The organism is Ramlibacter paludis, from assembly GCF_022012305.1.
GTDB classification, from domain to species: Bacteria; Pseudomonadota; Gammaproteobacteria; order Burkholderiales; family Burkholderiaceae_C; genus Ramlibacter; species Ramlibacter paludis.
In genome coordinates this window covers 335,218-351,279 of sequence record NZ_JAKLTM010000002.1, presented here as the reverse complement: position 1 = coordinate 351,279, position 16,062 = coordinate 335,218, and the positions used below count along the sequence as shown (strand labels likewise).

Here is a 16,062-nt window from a genome sequence, read left to right as displayed (position 1 = left end):
TGCCGGAAACCGCGTAGCCTCGGTCCATGCGCAAGCAAGGACTGCTGGTGAGGTTCGAAGCCGCCAAGGGCCGCGACCACGAACTCGAAACCTTTCTCGTGTCGGCGCTGGATGCCGCCGCGGGCAGTTGCTTTGCGGTGCAGTTCGGGCGTTCGGAATACGGAGTATTCGCCTTTCCCTCAGCCGTCACGAGCCCCGGCACGGAGCTGCTCGCCAGCGAAGCGCGCAGCGAGACGCTGGCGGTGCTCGCGCACAAGCTGCCCAAGCTGCCCGCCCCAGCCCCCATCACCCGGGGACTGCTGCTGAAATTCTCGGCCCGGGAAGGCCGGCAATCGGAGCTCGAGCGCTTCCTGCGTTCCGCCTGCGACGTGGTGGAGCAGGAGGCCGGCACCGCCGCCTGGTACGCACTCCGGCTGGCCGGCGGCGGCTACGCCTTGTTCGCCGTGTTCCCGGACGACGCGCAGCGCTTCACGCATCTCACCGGGCCGGTGCCGCGCGCGCTGACCGAGCAGGCCCTGGCGCTGCTCGACGGCGTGCCCGACATGGACCTGCTGCAGGTGCTGGCAGCGCGTCTCGGAAGCTAGGCCGCGCCCTTCGCCGCCTGCACCATGCACTTGGACAGGCGCTCGAAATGCTTGACTGCGTCGCGCGTCAGGGCCACCTGCTTGCGCCGGGCGTCTTCGGTGTCGGCCAGGGTGATCCAGCCCTTTTCGCGCATGGACTTGAGCCGGCCGTGGATGGTGGCCGGGGCGCCGAACTCTTCCCTGGCCATCATGTCGCGCACCGACAGGCGCTCCTCGCGCTGGGCGGCGCGCGCCACCCAGGACAGGATGCGTTCTTCGAGGGGATCGAGCGGGGGCAGGCTGGGTAGGCCACGGATGGCTTCAGCCAGCTGCAGGAAGCGCAGGTAGACGTCGGGACTAGCCTTGGATTTCATGCCCGTCATTTTCATCCTTCCCGCCGATTCTCCCGGAGCTACTGCTGTGCTAGAACGCGGCCACCCGTACCGCTCCACAAAGCAGTGCAATCTTAAGCGTTACTTCATGACCCTGGCGTCCTTCCGGCTGCAACTCGCCTACGTGTTCATCACCATGGCGATGTTTGCCGCGCTGCTGGTGCTGAACGCTTGGCTGTTCGCCAGCCTGGAGTTCGTGCCGGGAATCAACTGGGTCTACCTGCCCGCCGGGATGCGGCTGCTCTGCCCGCTGCTGTTCGGCGAGGCCGGGGTGGTGGGCTTGTTGCTCGTGTCCTGGGCGGCCAGCTTCCTGTATTTCTTTCCGGGCCAGTTCGAGCGGCCGTTCTGGGGCGGCCTGATCGCCACGGCCGCCCCCTACCTCGTGTACTGCGCCGGCCGGCATGCGTGGGGCCTCGACGTCTCGCTCGCCAACCTCACGCCGCGCCGGCTGCTGTGGCTTTGCCTGGGCTGCTCGGTGGCCAGTCCGCTGCTGCACCACGTCTACTTCGCCCTGCATGGCGACACCGACCTGCTGCGCAGCTTCGTCGCGATGTTCGTCGGCGACCTGAACGGAACGCTCATCGTCCTGTACGGCGTGAAGGCGCTGCTGTCGCTCGCGCCACGCCGCGCGGCGTGATTTCCTCCTACCCCTTTGGGTGGATTGACGCTCTGCTGCTGTCCAGTTAATTTCAAAGCTCTTCTTTTCAGAGCGGTTGCGGGTCGTGCAACGGGAGTTCCAATTCATGTCTGGGTGTGACAGCTGCGGCGCACAGGTGCGGCGCGACGACAAATCCTGCCCGATCTGCGGCGCGCCGGTGCTGCCCTCCGCCGGCGCGCGGATTCCCGTGCGCCGCTTCGGCGAGGTGCCGCCCTATCCCATCGAGTACGAGCAGATGCTCGAGGAAGACGGTCCCGGCATGCCGCGGCGGTCGCGCCCCGCTTCGGCCACCTACGCGCTGTGCGCCGTGTCGGCGATCCTGCTGGCCGCCTGCGGCTACTGGCTGCGCTAGGGCCGCTCCAGCCAGGCGATCGCCTCGCCTTCATCGGTGAACACCGTCAGGTCCATCCCGGCCTGGCGCGCCGTCTTTTCGCTTGCCCGCGTGACGCGGTCGGCGGCCACCAGCGAAGCCACGCGGCGCAGGTGGCGCAGCTGGCGCGCCACCTCCTGGCCCACGGCGTAGTGCTCGGTGAAGGTGGTCAGGGTGCGGATGCCGCGCAGGTCGAACAGCACGCTGTCGCCGGGCCAGCGGGTGCTGGTGGCGCCCATTTCCTGCAGGAAGGCAATGAACTCCCCCAGTGAAGGTTCGCCGCCGGCCCGCACCACGGTGTAGCCGGGGCGATGCTCCACCTGGTGCTCCATGCTCATGGACGCAGCATACCGGGCGCCTGCGGCCGAGCAGCGGGGGCTGCCCAAAACTGCTACGGTGCGGGCATGTCCACCCGCATCGAACACGACACTTTCGGCCCCATCGCCGTCTCCGCCGACCGCCTCTGGGGCGCCCAGACCCAGCGCTCGCTGCAGAACTTCGACATCTCGGGCGAGCAGCAGCCGCGCGAGATCATCCGCGCGCTGGTCCAGGTCAAGCGCGCCTCCGCCGTCGTCAACCACCTGCTCGGATTGCTGGACCAGCAGAAGGCGGCAGCCATCGTCGCCGCGGCCGACGAAGTGCTGGACGGCAAGCTGGCGGGCGAATTCCCGCTGGTGGTCTGGCAGACCGGCTCCGGCACCCAGACCAACATGAACGTCAACGAGGTGCTGGCCAACCGCGCCAGCGAACTCCTGGGCGGGCAGCGCGGCGAAGGCCGCAAGGTCCATCCCAACGACGACGTCAACAAGAGCCAGTCTTCCAACGACGTCTACCCCACCGCCATGCACATCGCGGCGGTCGACGCCATCAGGAACCGGCTGCTGCCTTCGCTGGCGGCGCTGCGCGAGACGCTGGCGCGCAAGTCCGCGGACTTCCGCGACATCGTCAAGATCGGCCGCACCCACCTTCAGGACGCCACGCCGCTGACGCTCGGCCAGGAGTTCTCCGGCTACGTCGCCCAGCTGGAACAGGCCGACCGCCACCTGCACGCGGCGTTGCCGCACTTGTGCGAACTGGCGCTGGGCGGCACCGCGGTGGGCACCGGGCTCAACGCGCCCAAGGGTTATGCGGAACAGGTCGCGGGCGAACTGGCGCGCCTCACGGGCCTGCCGCTGGTGACGGCGGCCAACAAGTTCGAGGTGATGGCCGCTGCCGACGCGCTGGTGCACGCACACGGCGCGCTGAAGACGCTGGCCGCCAGCCTGATGAAGATCGCCAACGACGTGCGCTGGCTGGCGAGCGGCCCGCGCAGCGGCATCGGCGAGATCACCATCCCCGAGAACGAGCCCGGCTCGTCGATCATGCCGGGCAAGGTGAACCCCACGCAGTGCGAGGCGCTCACGATGCTGTGCTGCCAGGTGTTCGGCAACGACGTCGCCATCAACTTCGGCGGCGCCTCGGGCAACTTCGAACTGAACGTGTTCCGGCCGATGATCGCGCACAACTTCCTGCAAAGCGCGCGCCTGCTGGCCGACGGCATGCGCAGCTTCAACGAGCACTGCGCGGTGGGCATAGCACCGAACCGCGAGCGCATCGAGGAACTGGTGGAGCGCTCGCTGATGCTGGTGACCGCGCTCAATCCGCACATCGGCTACGACAAGGCCGCCTTCATCGCCAAGAAGGCGCACAAGGAAGGCACCAGCCTGCGCGAAGCGGCGGTCGCCTCCGGCCACCTCACGGGGGAGCAGTTCGACCAGTGGGTGCGGCCCGAGCGGATGGTCTGAACCCCTTTGTCCAGCCGGACGGTTTGTCGACGTTAGGGCCGAAACTGTTGACACTTTGAAAAGCGGGGCCCAAGATGCCCCGCAGCGGCTCGGTCGAAGCCGCGCTTCCTTTCACAGGAGACAAAGCATGTCAGGCAAGCCCGTCCTCGCCGCCCTCGCAGCCGCCGCCGCGCTGCTCGCGGCGCCCGCATTCGCCCAGGCGCCCGCGCCCTACGACGCCACGCCGCAGCTGGTCGCGGCCGCGCAGAAGGAAGGCAAGGTGGTCTGGTATTCCGCCACCGACGTCGCCGTCGCCGAGAAGCTGGCCCGCGCCTTCGAGGCCAAGTACCCCGGCATCAAGGTGCAGGTGGAGCGCTCCGGCGCCGAGCGCATCTTCCAGCGCATCAACCAGGAATACGGCAGCAGGATCTACACGGCGGACGTCGTCGAGACTTCCGACGAAGTGCACTTCCTGTACTTCAAGAAGCAGGGCTGGCTGCAGGCCGCCGTGCCCACCGACGTGGCGAAGTTCTGGCCCAAGGACGAAAAGGACCCGGACGGCCAGTTCGCGGCCTACCGCGCGCACCTCTCGGTGATCGCCTACAACACCAAGCTGGTTCCCAAGGAGCAGGCGCCCAAGTCGCACGCCGACCTGCTGGATCCCAAGTGGAACGGCAAGATGGTCAAGGCGCACCCGGGCTACAGCGGCACGATCATGACCGGCACGCAGGCCCTGAGCACCTCGCCGCTTGGCTGGAAGTACTTCGAAGCCCTGGGCAAGCAGAAGGTGATGCAGGTGCAGTCGTCCACGGAGCCGCCCAAGAAGCTCGCCGCGGGCGAGCGCGCCGTGATGGCCGACGGCAACGAATACAACGTGTTCCTGCTGAAGGAGAGCGGGGTGCCGATCGAACCGGTGTACGCGCCCGAGGGCACGCCGCTGGTGGTGGGCAACGCCGCGGTCCTGAAGAACGCGCCCAACCCCAACGGGGCGAAGCTGTTCTACCACTTCATGTTCACCCGGGAAGCGCAGCAGCTCAATAGCGACGTGGGCGGCCTGCGCTCCTTCCATCCCGAGGTGAAGGAAAAGGCCGGCCGCACGCCGCTGTCGCAGATCAAGCTGCTGCACTCCGATCCCGAGAAGCTGGATCCGGAAAACATCAAGAAGAAGTACGAAGAATTCTTCGGGACCTGAGCCCGTGACGGTCGCGCTTCCCGCTTCCGCAACGCTCGCCAAGCCCCGCCTCCGCATCGACCTGCTCAAGCCGGCGTTCGTCGCGCTGGCCGCGGTGCTGGCCGTCCTGGTGGTGCTGCCCCTGGCCTGGCTGGCCTGGTACAGCGTCGCCGACAAGAACGGCAACTTCACGCTGGGCAACTTCGCCGCGCTGCTGAACGACGCCACGCTGCGCAAGCCCTTCGTGCTGGCGATCGGCATGGCGCTGGGCGTGGGCGTGCTGTCCTGCGCGATCGCCACGCCGCTCGCCTGGCTGGTGTCGCGCACCGACCTGCCGGGCCGGCGCGCCGTGCGCATGCTGGTGCTGGCGTCCTTCGTGACGCCGCCCTTCCTGGGCGCGATCGCCTGGGAACTGCTGGCAGCGCCGAACAGCGGGATGCTCAACGTCGCGTGGCGTTCGCTGACGGGCGCGGAGCAGTACGCCCCGCCGCTCCTGAACATCTACAGCTTCGGCGGGCTGGTGTTCGCCATCGCCTGCTACACCTTTCCCTACGTGTTCACGCTGGTCGCGAACGGCCTCGATCGCGTGCCCTCCGACCTGGAAGACGCGTCGTCCATTCTCGGCGCGCGACCCTTCACCACCTTGCGCAAGATCACGCTGCCGCTGGTGCTGCCCGCCATGCTGGCCGGCTCGCTGATCGCGATCCTGCAGGCCCTGACCATGTTCGGCTCGCCGGCCATCCTGGCCTTGCCCGCCGGCTTCCACGTCATCACCACCAAGATCTGGAGCCTGTTCCAGTTCCCGCCCAAGCCGGGCCTGGCCGCCGCCGCGGCGCTGCCGCTGCTGGTGATCACGGTGCTGCTGCTGCAAGGCAAGACCTGGATCCTGGGCCGCAAGGGCTACACCGTCCTGGGCGGCAAGAGCGGCGAGCCGCGCGTGCTGCACCTGGGCGCCTGGATGCCGGTGGCCTGGCTGTTCGTGCTCGTCGTGCTGGCCCTCACCGTGCTGCTGCCTTATGCGGCGCTGCTGAAGACGGCGCTCACCAAGAGCGGCGTGGCGGGCTGGGCCGGCACCGGCCTCACGCTGCACAACTTCCACTTCGTGTTCTTCGAGTTCTCGGCGACGCGGCTGGCCATGAGCAACACCTTCCTGCTCGGCTTCGCGACCGCGACGATTGGCACCGGCATCGCGCTGCTCGCGGCCTACATGGTGTCGCGCGCGCCGGTGCGCGGCGCGTGGATCCTGGGCCTGCTGGCGACCGCGCCGGTGGCCATCCCGGGCATCGTGCTGGGCGTCGGCCTGTTCCTCACCTATTCGCACCCGCAGCTGATGCTGTACGGAACGCTGTGGATCCTGCTGGTGGCCTTCCTTACCATCGAGATGCCGGGCGGCTACCAGCAGATGTCCGCGGCCTTCCACGGCATCCATCCGGAGCTGGAAGAGGCCAGCCGCATCCTCGGCGCTTCGCGCCTGCAGACGCTGCGGCTGATCACCGCGCCGCTGCTGCGCTCCAGCGTGATCGCGACCTGGTGCTTCGTCTTCATCGGCACCATCCGCGAACTCTCCGCCACCATCCTGCTGACCACGGCCAACACCAAGCTGGTCTCCGTGATCATCTACGACCTCAACGAAAGCGGCGACATGGGCGCGATCTCCGTGCTCGGGATCATGCTGCTGGTCGTCTCGTTCTTCGTCGTCTGGCTGGCCAACCGCCTGCCGCTGCTGGGCGGCCCGCGCCTGCCCGCACTGCGCTAAGGAAACTGATGGGATTCCTCGAACTCCAGGGCCTCACCAAGCGCTATGGCGCGCAGGCGGTCGTCAAGGACGTGACGCTCTCGGTCGACAAGGGCCAGCTGGTCTGCCTGCTAGGGCCTTCGGGCTGCGGCAAGACCACCACGCTGCGCCTGATCGCCGGCTTCGCGGAGCCGGACGGCGGCGAGATCCGCGTCGGCGGCCGGCGCGTGTCCGCGCCCGGCGGCAGCGAGGCGCCCGAGCGCCGAAACATGTCGATGATCTTCCAGAGCTACGCGCTGTGGCCCCACATGACGGTGATGGAGAACGTCAGTTACGGCCTCAAGCTGCGCGGGCTCGGGAAGGCCGAAGCGCAGCAGCGCGCCGACACCATCCTGGCGGCGACCAAGCTCTCGCAGCTGGCGCAGCGCTATCCGGGCGAGCTTTCCGGCGGCCAGCAGCAGCGCGTGTCGCTCGCGCGCGCGCTGGTGGTGGAGCCCGAGACGCTGCTGCTGGACGAGCCGCTCTCCAACCTGGATGCGAACCTGCGCGAGGAGATGCGCTTCGAGATCCGCCGCCTGCACGACAAGTACCGCTACACCACGGTGTACGTCACGCACGACCAGGCCGAGGCGATGACGACCGCCGACCTGATCGTGGTGATGAACCAGGGCGTGATCGAGCAGGCCGGCTCGCCGGAAGACGTCTACCAGCGGCCGCGCACCGAGTTCGTCGCGCGCTTCATAGGTGGCACCAACATTCTCAAGGGCCGCTGGGACGGCCAGGACGGCGTGGCCTGCGGCAACGGCCTCGTCCTGCGCTGCGCCAGCGGTGACTTCTCGGCGACCGGCGAGACGGCGGTCTCGGTGCGCCACCACGACGTGCGCCTGGGCACCGCGCGGCCCGAGGGCGCGACCAACAGCGCGCAGGGCAGGGTGGCGCGCCAGATCTACCTGGGTTCGCACCGCGACTACCTGGTCGACCTGCCCGACGGCCAGAGCGTGCGCGCCGTCGCGCCGCCCGGCACCAGCGTGCCCGCGGGCGAGCAGGTGTGGCTGCACCTGCCGCCCGAGCACTGCCGCGCATTGGCCCAATGAACACGAAGGAGGAAAGTTGATGACCGACAACCTGACCCGCTACGTCGCCGAATTCATCCAGGGCACGCAGCTCAAGGACCTGCCCGCCGAGGTCGTGATCCTCGGCAAGAAGCACATCCTCGATGGCCTGGGCCTCGCGCTTTCGGGCGGCGCCAGCCATTGCGGCGAACTGGTGCGCCGGCACCTGGGCGAGCTGCACCTCGGCGCCGGCCCGGCCACCGTGATCGGCACGAGCCAGAAGATCGCGCCGCGCTTCGCCGCCTTCGCCAACGGCGTGGGCATCCACGCCGACGACTACGACGACACGCAGCTCGCGGTGGCCAAGGACCGCGTCTACGGCCTGCTCACGCACCCGACCGCGCCCGCGCTGCCGGCGGCCCTGGCGATGGCCGAAGCGACCAACGCGAGCGGCGCCGCGGCGATGCTGGCCTACCACCTCGGCGTGGAAGTGGAATGCAAGATCTCCGAAGCGATCAATCCGCGCCACTACCAGACCGGCTTCCATTCCACGGCCACCTGCGGCACCTTCGCCGCCGCCGCAGCGGCAGCGCGGCTGATGGGCCTCGACGTCGAGACCACGCAGCGTGCGCTCTCGATCGCCGGCAGCCAGTCGGCCGGCCTGCGCGAGAACTTCGGCACCATGACCAAGCCCTTCCACGCCGGCCGCTCCTCGGAGAGCGGCGTGGCGGCGGCGCAGTTCGCTTCCTACGGCTGGACCGCCACCGACAAGATCCTGGAAGCGCCGCGCGGCTTCTTCAGCGCCGCCGGGGGCGGCTACGACGCCAACGCCATCGCCGGCAAGCTGGGCAAGCCCTGGACATTCGCCGAGCCGGGCATCTCGATCAAGCCGCACCCGAGCGGCTCGCTCACGCACCCCGGCATGACCGAGATGCTGCGGCTGCTGCGCGAGAACGACATCAAGGCGAAGGACGTGGTGAAGGTGCGCGTGGGCACCAACCACAACATGCCCAATGCGCTGATCCACCACCGCCCGCGCAACGAGCTGCAGGCCAAGTTCTCCATGGAGTTCTGCATGGCGATCCTGCTGCTGGAAGGACGCGCCGGCCTCAACGAGTTCACCGACGAAGTGGTGCTGCGTCCCGACGTGCAGAAGATGATCGAGAAGGTCGACTTCGTGGTCGACGCGGAGGCCGAAGCCGCGGGCTACCACCTGATGACGACGCTGATCGACATCGAGCTGGCCAACGGCAAGCACGTGAAGGGCCGCGCCGACTTCGGCAAGGGCAGCCCCGCGATGCCGATGTCCTACGAGGACGTCGCCGGCAAGTTCCGCGAGAACGCGGAGTTCGCGAAATTCCCGTCGTCGCAGGCGGAGCAGGTCATCTCCATGGTGCGCGAGCTGGAGTCGCTGCCGCGGATTTCCACGCTCATGGGCGCGCTGGTGCGATGAAACCCGTCATCGGCCTCATGCTGGGCGATGCCACGGGCATCGGCCCCGAGATCAGCGCGAAGCTGCTCGCCAGCCGCGCGCTGGCCGATGTGGCGCGCATCGCGGTCATCGGCGACGCGCGCGTGATGGCGCAAGGCTGCCGGGACGCAGGCGTCGCCCCGGCCTGGCGCACCTATGGCAGCGTCGACGCGATCGACTGGTCGCGCGACGAGATCCCGCTGGTGGACCTGGGCAACGTCGATCCCGGGCGCATCCAGCGCGGGACCGTGTCGCCCGAATCGGGTCGGCTGACCGGCGAGACCCTGCAGCACATGACGCAGCTGGCGCATGCGGGCCAGCTCGCCGGCATCACCTTCGCGCCGCTGAACAAGGCGGCGCTGCACCAGGGCGGCTGGAAGTACCACGACGAGCACCAGATGTTCGCGGCGTTCAACGCGCACGAGGGCTTCTTCGGCGAGATGAACGTGATCCAGCAGTTCTCCACCTTCCGCGTCACTTCGCACATCGCGCTGCGGCAGGCGCTGGAACTGGTGACGCCGGAGCGCATCGCCGCGGCCGTGCGGCTGGCCGACACCACCTTGCGGGCCAACGGCCACGCGGCGCCGCGCATCGGCGTGGCGGCGCTGAACCCGCATTGCGGCGAGAACGGCCTGTTCGGCGACGAGGAGATCCGCATCATCCGGCCGACGGTGGACCGCCTGCGCGGCGAGGGCATCCACTGCACCGGACCGGTGTCGTCGGACGTGATCTTCCTGAAGGCGCTGAAGGGCGAGTTCGACGGCGTGGTCATGATGTACCACGACCAGGGCCAGATCGCGACCAAGCTGCTCGGGTTCAACAAGGGCGTGACGGTCACGGCGGGACTGCGGACGGTCTACACGACGCCCGCCCACGGCACGGCCTTCGACATCGTGGGGCAGGGCAAGGCGGACACGGGCGCGCTGGAGCAGGCGCTGCGGATCGCGGCGCGGATGGCTATTTCTCGTCCGCCGACGCCAGCAGCCGCTGCCGCCCCGCGTTGATGTGCTCCTCCGCCGCGGCCTTCGCCTTCGCGCCGTTGCCCTTCGCGATGGCCTCGTAGATGCGGCGGTGCTCGATGTTCGAGCGGCGCATGTTGCCGGGCGTGTTGAAGTTCTGCCGCCGGTACAGGTGCAGCTCCTTCACGTAGCTGTCGTACAGCTGGTGCGCCCGCGCGCTGTTGGCCAGCTGCAGGATCAGGGCGTGGAACTTCAGGTTCAGGTCGTAGTAGCGGCCGCTGTCGCCCGACTGCGAAGCCGCTTCCATGCCTTCCAGCAGGGCCTCGAACTCGCGCCGGTGGTCGTCGGTGATGTTTTCCGCCGCGCGCTGGGCCGCGAAACCGAACACCAGCGCACGCAGCTCGTAGATCTCCAGCATCTCGCGGATGGACACCTGGCGCACGAAGACGCCGCGGTTCACCACCGGCGTCACCAGCCCGGTGCCGGTGAGGATGCGGATCGCCTCGCGGATCGGGCCGCGGCTGGTGCCCATGCGGGTGGCCAGCGCGGCTTCGTTCAGGCGGTCGCCCGCCTTGAACTCACCGGCGTAGATCAGCTGCTTGAGCTGCTCCGCGATGTTGCGCGGCAGGCCTTCGACGGTGGGAATGGGGGCGAGGGACGACATGGCGGATGTCGCCAATTATAGAAATTCTGTCGACCACCCGCTCGAAATTGTCGACAGTTTCAGTGTTCGCCGTTGTGCGGCTGCGGCGTCATCAGGCGGTCGGTATAGGCGATCGCCATCGCGGACAGCAGGAAGGTGATGTGGATCGCCGTCTGCGCGATCAGCACGCGGTCGGAATAGTTGTCCGCGTTGATGAAGGTCTTGAGCAGGTGGATCGACGAGATGCCGATGATGGCCGTTGCGAGCTTCACCTTCAGCACCGAGGCGTTCACGTGGCTGAGCCACTCGGGCTGGTCGCGGTGGCCTTCGAGGTTCATCCGGCTGACGAAGGTTTCGTAGCCGCCGACGATCACCATGATCAGCAGGTTGGAGATCATCACCACGTCGATCAGCGCCAGCACCACCAGCATGATGATGGTCTCGTTCAGCCCGGTGACTTCCGCGGTGCTGCGGTAGCCGATGCTGGTGACCAGGTGCTTCAGCGCCTCCTGGCTGCCCGCGGCCGCGACCACGAGGTACCAGAGTTCCAGCAGGAAGTGGACGACGTAGACCGCCTGCGCGGCGATCAGTCCGAGGTAAAGCGGCAGCTGCAGCCAGCGGCTGGCGAAGATCAGGTTGGGCAGCGGGCGCAGCGGCGAGGCGGGGCGGAGGCCTTGTGGGTCTTGCATCGCTTCGATTGTAGATTCGGGCCCGGAGGGGTTAGATTCCCGGGGAGCTGTAAGCGCCGCGCAAGTCAGTGGCCCGTAAGTGGAAACCCGGACAGTCCACCGCAATTCAACCACCCCCGGAGACAAAATCATGAGCGCCATCGAGTCCGTCCTGGTCGAAAACCGCGTGTTCCCGCCGTCGGCGGCCACCGTGAAGGCCGCCCGCATCTCCGGCATGCCGGCGTACGAGGCGCTGTGCCGGGAAGCGGAGTCGGACTTCGAGGGCTACTGGGGCCGGCTCGCGCGCGAGAACGTGAAGTGGAGCAAGCCGTTCACGAAGACGCTCGATGAAAGCAAGGCGCCGTTCTACAAGTGGTTCGAGGACGGCGAGCTCAATGCCAGTGCCAACTGCCTCGACAAGCACGTCGGCACGCCGGTGGAGAACAAGACCGCCATCGTGTTCGAGTCCGACGACGGCGTCGTGACGCGCGTGAGCTACAAGGAGCTGCTGGCGAAGGTGAGCCGCTTCGCCAATGCGCTCAAGGCGCAAGGCATCCGGAAGGGTGACCGCGTCGTCATCTACATGCCCATGGGCGTGGAAGGCGTCGTGGCCATGCAGGCCTGCGCGCGCATCGGCGCGACGCACAGCGTGGTGTTCGGCGGTTTCTCGGCCAAGTCGCTGCAGGAACGCATCATCGACGCCGGCGCGGTGGCGGTGATCACCGCCAACTTCCAGCTGCGCGGCGGCAAGGAGCTGGGCCTGAAGTCCATCGTCGACGAAGCGCTGGACATGGGCGGCTGCGACACCATCAAGTCGGTGCTGGTCTACATGCGCACGCCGACCGCTTGCAAGATGGTGGCCGGCCGCGACAAGACCTTCGAGGAGGCGCTGCAGGGCCAGTCCGCGGAATGCGCGCCGGTGCCGGTGGGCGCGGAGCATCCGCTGTTCATCCTCTACACCTCCGGCTCCACCGGCAAGCCCAAGGGCGTGCAGCACTCCACCGGCGGCTACCTGCTGTGGGCCAAGCTCACGATGGACTGGACCTTCGACATCCGCAGCGAAGACCTGTTCTGGTGCACCGCCGACATCGGCTGGATCACCGGCCACACCTACGTGGCCTACGGGCCCCTCGCCGCCGGCGCGACGCAACTGATCTTCGAAGGCATCCCCACCTTCCCGCACGCCGGCCGCTTCTGGCAAATGATCGAGAAGCACAAGGTGACGGTGTTCTACACGGCGCCGACGGCGATCCGCTCGCTGATCAAGGCGGCCGAGACCGACGAGAAGGTGCACCCGAAGAACTGGGACCTGTCCTCGCTGCGCATCCTGGGCACCGTCGGCGAGCCGATCAACCCCGAAGCGTGGATGTGGTACCACCGGAACGTGGGTGGCGAGCGCTGCCCCATCGTCGACACTTTCTGGCAGACCGAGACCGGCGGCCACGTCATCACCCCGCTGCCGGGCGCGACGCCCACGGTGCCGGGCTCCTGCACGCTGCCGCTGCCCGGCATCATGGCGGCGATCGTCGACGAGACCGGCAAGGACGTGCCCAACGGTTCCGGCGGCATGCTGGTGATCAAGCGGCCCTGGCCCTCGATGATCCGCACCATCTGGGGCGACCCGGAGCGCTTCAAGAAGGCCTATTTCCCCGAGGAGATGGGCGGCCGCTATTACCTGGCCGGCGACGGCGCGGTGCGCAACGCGGACAACGCCTACTTCCGCATCACGGGCCGCATCGACGACGTGCTGAACGTCTCGGGCCACCGCCTGGGCACGATGGAGATCGAGTCGGCGCTGGTGTCCAAAACCGACCTGGTGGCCGAGGCCGCGGTGGTGGGCCGGCCGGACGACCTGACCGGCGAAGCGGTCTGCGCCTTCGTGGTGCTGAAGCGCTCGCGCCCGACCGGGGAGGAGGCGAAGCAGATCGCCAACGAACTGCGCAACTGGGTGGCCAAGGAGATCGGCCCGATCGCCAAGCCCAAGGACATCCGCTTCGGCGACAACCTGCCCAAGACGCGCAGCGGCAAGATCATGCGCCGGCTGCTGCGGTCCATCGCCAAGGGCGAGACCATCACGCAGGACATCACCACGCTGGAGAATCCGGCGATCCTGGAGCAGTTGGCGGAAAAGCTCTGACCCAAAGGAAAAGCCCGCCGAAGCGGGCTTTTTCCTTTCACGCGCGTTGACGCGTCACTTCTGCGTCAGCACCCAGGCGGCCAGCTTCTTGGCTTCGGCTTCGTTGACCTGCGCGTTGGCGGGCATGGGCACCGGGCCCCAGACGCCGGAGCCGCCCTTGATGATCTTGACGGCCAGCTTGTCGACGGCGTCCTTCTGGCCGGCGTACTTGGCGGCCACTTCCTTGTAGGCGGGGCCGACCAGCTTCTTGTCCACCGCATGGCAGGCCATGCAGTTCTTGGCCGTGGCCAACGCCTGGTCGGCCATCGCGGGAGCCGCCACCGCCGCCAGCGCGGCGAGCGCGAACAGGGCTCGTTTCATATCGGGGTCCTCGATTCGGTTGGGTTACAGTCCTTCAACGGCATTGTACGGACCGGCGTTGACCTCGTCCGTCGCATGAGGATTCTGGAGGACGCATGTATCTGTTGGGTATCGGCATCATCTTGCTGGCCATGAAATACCTGGAAATCGGCCCGGTCGCCATGTGGGACTGGTGGGTCGTCCTGGCCCCCTTCGGCCTGGCGGTGGCCTGGTGGACCTGGGCCGACATGTCCGGCTACACCAAGAAGAAGGCCGTGGAGCGCGAAAACGTCCGCAAGCAGGCCCGCATCGACAAGAGCCGCGAGGCGCTGGGCCTCGGGCCGAAGAAGCGGAAGTAGCCTCTGGATCCCCGCCTGCGCGGGGATGACGGCGCCGCCGCGCGTTAGAAGTCGTCGAGCACCGCGCCGCGGCTGGCGCTGGCGGCATTGAAGGCGAACTTGGCCTGCACGCCCCGCGTGTAGCGCGGCTCGGGCTTCTTCCAGGCCGCGCGGCGCTTCTCGATTTCCGCCGCCGGCACGTTCAGTTCCAGCTTCAGCGCGTGGGCATCGATGGTGATCGAGTCGCGTTCGTTGACGAAGGCGATCGTTCCGCCCGCGGCCGCTTCCGGCGCCACGTGGCCCACCACCATGCCCCAGGTCCCGCCGGAGAAGCGGCCGTCGGTGATCAGGCCCACGCTTTCGCCGAGCCCCGCCCCGATCAGCGCGCCGGTCGGCGCCAGCATCTCGGGCATGCCCGGGCCGCCCTTGGGGCCCAGGTAGCGCAGCACCATCACGTCGCCCGCCACGATCTTCCCGGCGAGGATCGCCTCCAGCGCCGACTGCTCGTCGTCGAACACGCGCGCCGGGCCGGTGATCACCGGGTTCTTCAGGCCGGTGATCTTGGCCACCGCGCCTTCGGGCGAGAGGTTGCCCTTCAGGATGGCCAGGTGGCCCTGCTCGTACATCGGGTCGGCGATGGGACGGATCACGTCCTGGTCCTTGCGCGGTGCGTCCGGCACGTCCTTCAGCACTTCCGCGATGGTCTGCCCGGTGATGGTGATGCAGTCGCCGTGCAGCATGCCGGCGTCCAGCAGCAGCTTCATCACCTGCGGGATGCCGCCGGCTTCATGCAGGTCCACGGCCAGGTACTTGCCCGAGGGCTTCAGGTCGCAGATCACCGGCGTCTTCTTGCGGATGCGCTCGAAGTCGTCGATGGTCCACTCGACGCCGGCCGCATGCGCGATGGCCAGGAAGTGCAGCACCGCGTTGGTGGAGCCGCCGGTGGCCATGATGACCGCCACCGCGTTCTCCAGCGACTTGCGGGTGACGATGTCGCGCGGCTTGATGTCCTTCTTGATAGCCTCCATCAGCACCCTGGCCGATTCCTTGGCCGAGTTCTGCTTCTCGTCGTGCGGATTCGCCATGGTGGAAGAGTAGGGCAGGGAGATGCCCAGCGCCTCGAAGGCCGACGACATGGTGTTGGCGGTGTACATGCCCCCGCAGCTGCCGGTGCCGGGAATGGCGTGCTGCTCGATGTCCTTCAGTTCCTGGTCGCTGATCTTGCCGGCCGCGTTCTGGCCCACGGCCTCGAACACGCTGACGATGTTCAGGTCCTGGCCCTTCCACTTGCCCGGCAGGATGGTGCCGCCGTAGACGTAGATGGCCGGCACGTTGGCGCGCAGCATGCCCATCAGGCCGCCGGGCATGTTCTTGTCGCAGCCGCCGATCACGACCACGCCGTCCATCCACTGGCCCTGCACGCAGGTCTCGATGCAGTCGGCGATGACCTCGCGGCTCACCAGCGAGTACTTCATGCCTTCGGTGCCCATCGCCATCCCGTCGGAAATCGTGGGCGTGCCGAAGATCTGCGGGTTGCCGCCGGCCTCCTCGATGCCTTGCACCGCGGCGTCGGCCAGCTTCTGCAGGCCCGAGTTGCAGGGCGTGATGGTGCTGTGGCCGTTGGCGACGCCCACCATCGGCTTGCCGAAGTCGGTTTCCTTGTAGCCCATGCCGTAGTACATGGAGCGGTTGGGGGCGCGGGACTTGCCCTGCGTGATGTTGTCGCTGCGCAGGTTGCGGATGGGGATGGTCTTCTTGTCCATGGCGGGGTCCTTCGGGGAAGGGCCGCAGTATGCGCCGCGC

17 protein-coding genes are annotated in these 16,062 nt (G+C 67.8%); 11 read left to right on the top strand and 6 right to left on the bottom strand.

Annotated features, from left to right (window positions below; genetic code table 11):
• The first annotated feature begins 26 nt into the window (after positions 1–26).
• On the top strand, positions 27–584 hold the full coding sequence (locus LZ009_RS08370; RefSeq protein WP_275697451.1) for a putative quinol monooxygenase: 558 nt from the start codon (positions 27–29) through the stop codon (positions 582–584).
• Here LZ009_RS08370 and LZ009_RS08365 read toward each other — a convergent pair.
• Complete coding sequence (locus tag LZ009_RS08365; protein ID WP_275697450.1) at positions 581–937, bottom strand: winged helix-turn-helix domain-containing protein; 357 nt, start codon at positions 935–937, stop codon at positions 581–583. The two genes, LZ009_RS08370 and LZ009_RS08365, sit on opposite strands and share 4 nt — an antisense overlap.
• Positions 938–1,043: 106 nt before the next feature.
• On the opposite strand from LZ009_RS08365, the gene LZ009_RS08360 reads away from it, so the two are divergent.
• Both LZ009_RS08360 and LZ009_RS08355 read left to right on the top strand, forming a co-directional pair.
• Positions 1,044–1,592, top strand: coding sequence for a hypothetical protein (locus tag LZ009_RS08360; RefSeq protein WP_275697449.1), 549 nt, complete (start codon positions 1,044–1,046; stop codon positions 1,590–1,592).
• Positions 1,593–1,698: 106 nt separating this feature from the next.
• Positions 1,699–1,965 carry a zinc-ribbon domain-containing protein gene (locus LZ009_RS08355; RefSeq protein WP_275697448.1) on the top strand — a complete coding sequence of 89 codons (267 nt, stop codon included), beginning with the start codon at positions 1,699–1,701 and terminating at the stop codon, positions 1,963–1,965.
• Here the strand turns inward: LZ009_RS08355 and LZ009_RS08350 are convergent.
• Positions 1,962–2,321 carry a SpoIIAA family protein gene (locus LZ009_RS08350; protein WP_275697447.1) on the bottom strand — a complete coding sequence of 120 codons (360 nt, stop codon included), beginning with the start codon at positions 2,319–2,321 and terminating at the stop codon, positions 1,962–1,964. The genes LZ009_RS08355 and LZ009_RS08350 overlap by 4 nt on opposite strands.
• Before the next feature lie 66 nt (positions 2,322–2,387).
• Between LZ009_RS08350 and fumC the strand changes: the two genes are divergently transcribed.
• From fumC to LZ009_RS08320, 6 genes are all read left to right on the top strand, one after another.
• Entirely contained in the window at positions 2,388–3,767 is a 1,380-nt protein-coding gene (fumC, locus tag LZ009_RS08345) for a class II fumarate hydratase (protein ID WP_275697446.1), read from the top strand.
• A gap of 127 nt (positions 3,768–3,894) precedes the next feature.
• Entirely contained in the window at positions 3,895–4,938 is a 1,044-nt protein-coding gene (locus tag LZ009_RS08340) for an ABC transporter substrate-binding protein (protein WP_275697445.1), read from the top strand.
• A gap of 4 nt (positions 4,939–4,942) precedes the next feature.
• Positions 4,943–6,673: an ABC transporter permease gene (locus LZ009_RS08335; RefSeq protein WP_275697444.1), complete on the top strand. Its 1,731-nt coding sequence runs from the start codon at positions 4,943–4,945 to the stop codon at positions 6,671–6,673.
• A gap of 8 nt (positions 6,674–6,681) precedes the next feature.
• The gene (locus LZ009_RS08330; protein WP_275697443.1) at positions 6,682–7,746 is read left to right on the top strand and encodes an ABC transporter ATP-binding protein; all 1,065 of its coding nucleotides are present in this window, start codon (positions 6,682–6,684) and stop codon (positions 7,744–7,746) included.
• Positions 7,747–7,765: 19 nt separating this feature from the next.
• Positions 7,766–9,157, top strand: coding sequence for an MmgE/PrpD family protein (locus LZ009_RS08325; RefSeq protein WP_275697442.1), 1,392 nt, complete (start codon positions 7,766–7,768; stop codon positions 9,155–9,157).
• Positions 9,154–10,179: a PdxA family dehydrogenase gene (locus LZ009_RS08320; RefSeq protein ID WP_275697441.1), complete on the top strand. Its 1,026-nt coding sequence runs from the start codon at positions 9,154–9,156 to the stop codon at positions 10,177–10,179. The genes LZ009_RS08325 and LZ009_RS08320 overlap by 4 nt, the downstream gene beginning before the upstream one ends.
• Here LZ009_RS08320 and LZ009_RS08315 read toward each other — a convergent pair.
• Positions 10,133–10,798 (bottom strand): GntR family transcriptional regulator, encoded by a 666-nt coding sequence (locus LZ009_RS08315; protein WP_275697440.1) that lies wholly within the window; start codon positions 10,796–10,798, stop codon positions 10,133–10,135. The two genes, LZ009_RS08320 and LZ009_RS08315, sit on opposite strands and share 47 nt — an antisense overlap.
• 59 nt (positions 10,799–10,857) lie before the next feature.
• A complete protein-coding gene (locus LZ009_RS08310; protein WP_275697439.1) occupies positions 10,858–11,466 on the bottom strand; it encodes a YqhA family protein in 609 nt (202 codons plus the stop codon).
• 130 nt (positions 11,467–11,596) lie between these two features.
• Between LZ009_RS08310 and acs the strand changes: the two genes are divergently transcribed.
• Positions 11,597–13,582, top strand: a complete 1,986-nt coding sequence (gene acs / locus LZ009_RS08305) for an acetate--CoA ligase (protein WP_275697438.1) — start codon at positions 11,597–11,599, stop codon at positions 13,580–13,582.
• A 54-nt stretch (positions 13,583–13,636) separates the two neighbouring features.
• Here the strand turns inward: acs and LZ009_RS08300 are convergent, their stop codons facing one another.
• The gene (locus tag LZ009_RS08300; RefSeq protein ID WP_275697437.1) at positions 13,637–13,942 is read right to left on the bottom strand and encodes a c-type cytochrome; all 306 of its coding nucleotides are present in this window, start codon (positions 13,940–13,942) and stop codon (positions 13,637–13,639) included.
• Positions 13,943–14,037: 95 nt separating this feature from the next.
• Between LZ009_RS08300 and LZ009_RS08295 the strand changes: the two genes are divergently transcribed.
• Positions 14,038–14,280: a TIGR04438 family Trp-rich protein gene (locus LZ009_RS08295; RefSeq protein ID WP_275697436.1), complete on the top strand. Its 243-nt coding sequence runs from the start codon at positions 14,038–14,040 to the stop codon at positions 14,278–14,280.
• A 44-nt stretch (positions 14,281–14,324) separates the two neighbouring features.
• Here the strand turns inward: LZ009_RS08295 and ilvD are convergent, their stop codons facing one another.
• Positions 14,325–16,022 carry a dihydroxy-acid dehydratase gene (ilvD, locus tag LZ009_RS08290; protein WP_275697435.1) on the bottom strand — a complete coding sequence of 566 codons (1,698 nt, stop codon included), beginning with the start codon at positions 16,020–16,022 and terminating at the stop codon, positions 14,325–14,327.
• Positions 16,023–16,062: the final 40 nt, after the last annotated feature.

Coding starts and splice junctions, on each gene's coding strand:
- LZ009_RS08325 (WP_275697442.1), top strand. CDS start 7,766: ATGACCGACAACCTGACCCGCTACGTCGCCGAATTCATCCAGGGCACG.
- LZ009_RS08320 (WP_275697441.1), top strand. CDS start 9,154: ATGAAACCCGTCATCGGCCTCATGCTGGGCGATGCCACGGGCATCGGC.
- LZ009_RS08300 (WP_275697437.1), bottom strand. CDS start 13,942: ATGAAACGAGCCCTGTTCGCGCTCGCCGCGCTGGCGGCGGTGGCGGCT.
- LZ009_RS08355 (WP_275697448.1), top strand. CDS start 1,699: ATGTCTGGGTGTGACAGCTGCGGCGCACAGGTGCGGCGCGACGACAAA.
- LZ009_RS08370 (WP_275697451.1), top strand. CDS start 27: ATGCGCAAGCAAGGACTGCTGGTGAGGTTCGAAGCCGCCAAGGGCCGC.
- LZ009_RS08365 (WP_275697450.1), bottom strand. CDS start 937: ATGAAATCCAAGGCTAGTCCCGACGTCTACCTGCGCTTCCTGCAGCTG.
- LZ009_RS08310 (WP_275697439.1), bottom strand. CDS start 11,466: ATGCAAGACCCACAAGGCCTCCGCCCCGCCTCGCCGCTGCGCCCGCTG.
- LZ009_RS08330 (WP_275697443.1), top strand. CDS start 6,682: ATGGGATTCCTCGAACTCCAGGGCCTCACCAAGCGCTATGGCGCGCAG.
- ilvD (WP_275697435.1), bottom strand. CDS start 16,022: ATGGACAAGAAGACCATCCCCATCCGCAACCTGCGCAGCGACAACATC.
- LZ009_RS08360 (WP_275697449.1), top strand. CDS start 1,044: ATGACCCTGGCGTCCTTCCGGCTGCAACTCGCCTACGTGTTCATCACC.
- fumC (WP_275697446.1), top strand. CDS start 2,388: ATGTCCACCCGCATCGAACACGACACTTTCGGCCCCATCGCCGTCTCC.
- LZ009_RS08295 (WP_275697436.1), top strand. CDS start 14,038: ATGTATCTGTTGGGTATCGGCATCATCTTGCTGGCCATGAAATACCTG.
- LZ009_RS08315 (WP_275697440.1), bottom strand. CDS start 10,798: ATGTCGTCCCTCGCCCCCATTCCCACCGTCGAAGGCCTGCCGCGCAAC.
- LZ009_RS08350 (WP_275697447.1), bottom strand. CDS start 2,321: ATGAGCATGGAGCACCAGGTGGAGCATCGCCCCGGCTACACCGTGGTG.
- LZ009_RS08340 (WP_275697445.1), top strand. CDS start 3,895: ATGTCAGGCAAGCCCGTCCTCGCCGCCCTCGCAGCCGCCGCCGCGCTG.
- acs (WP_275697438.1), top strand. CDS start 11,597: ATGAGCGCCATCGAGTCCGTCCTGGTCGAAAACCGCGTGTTCCCGCCG.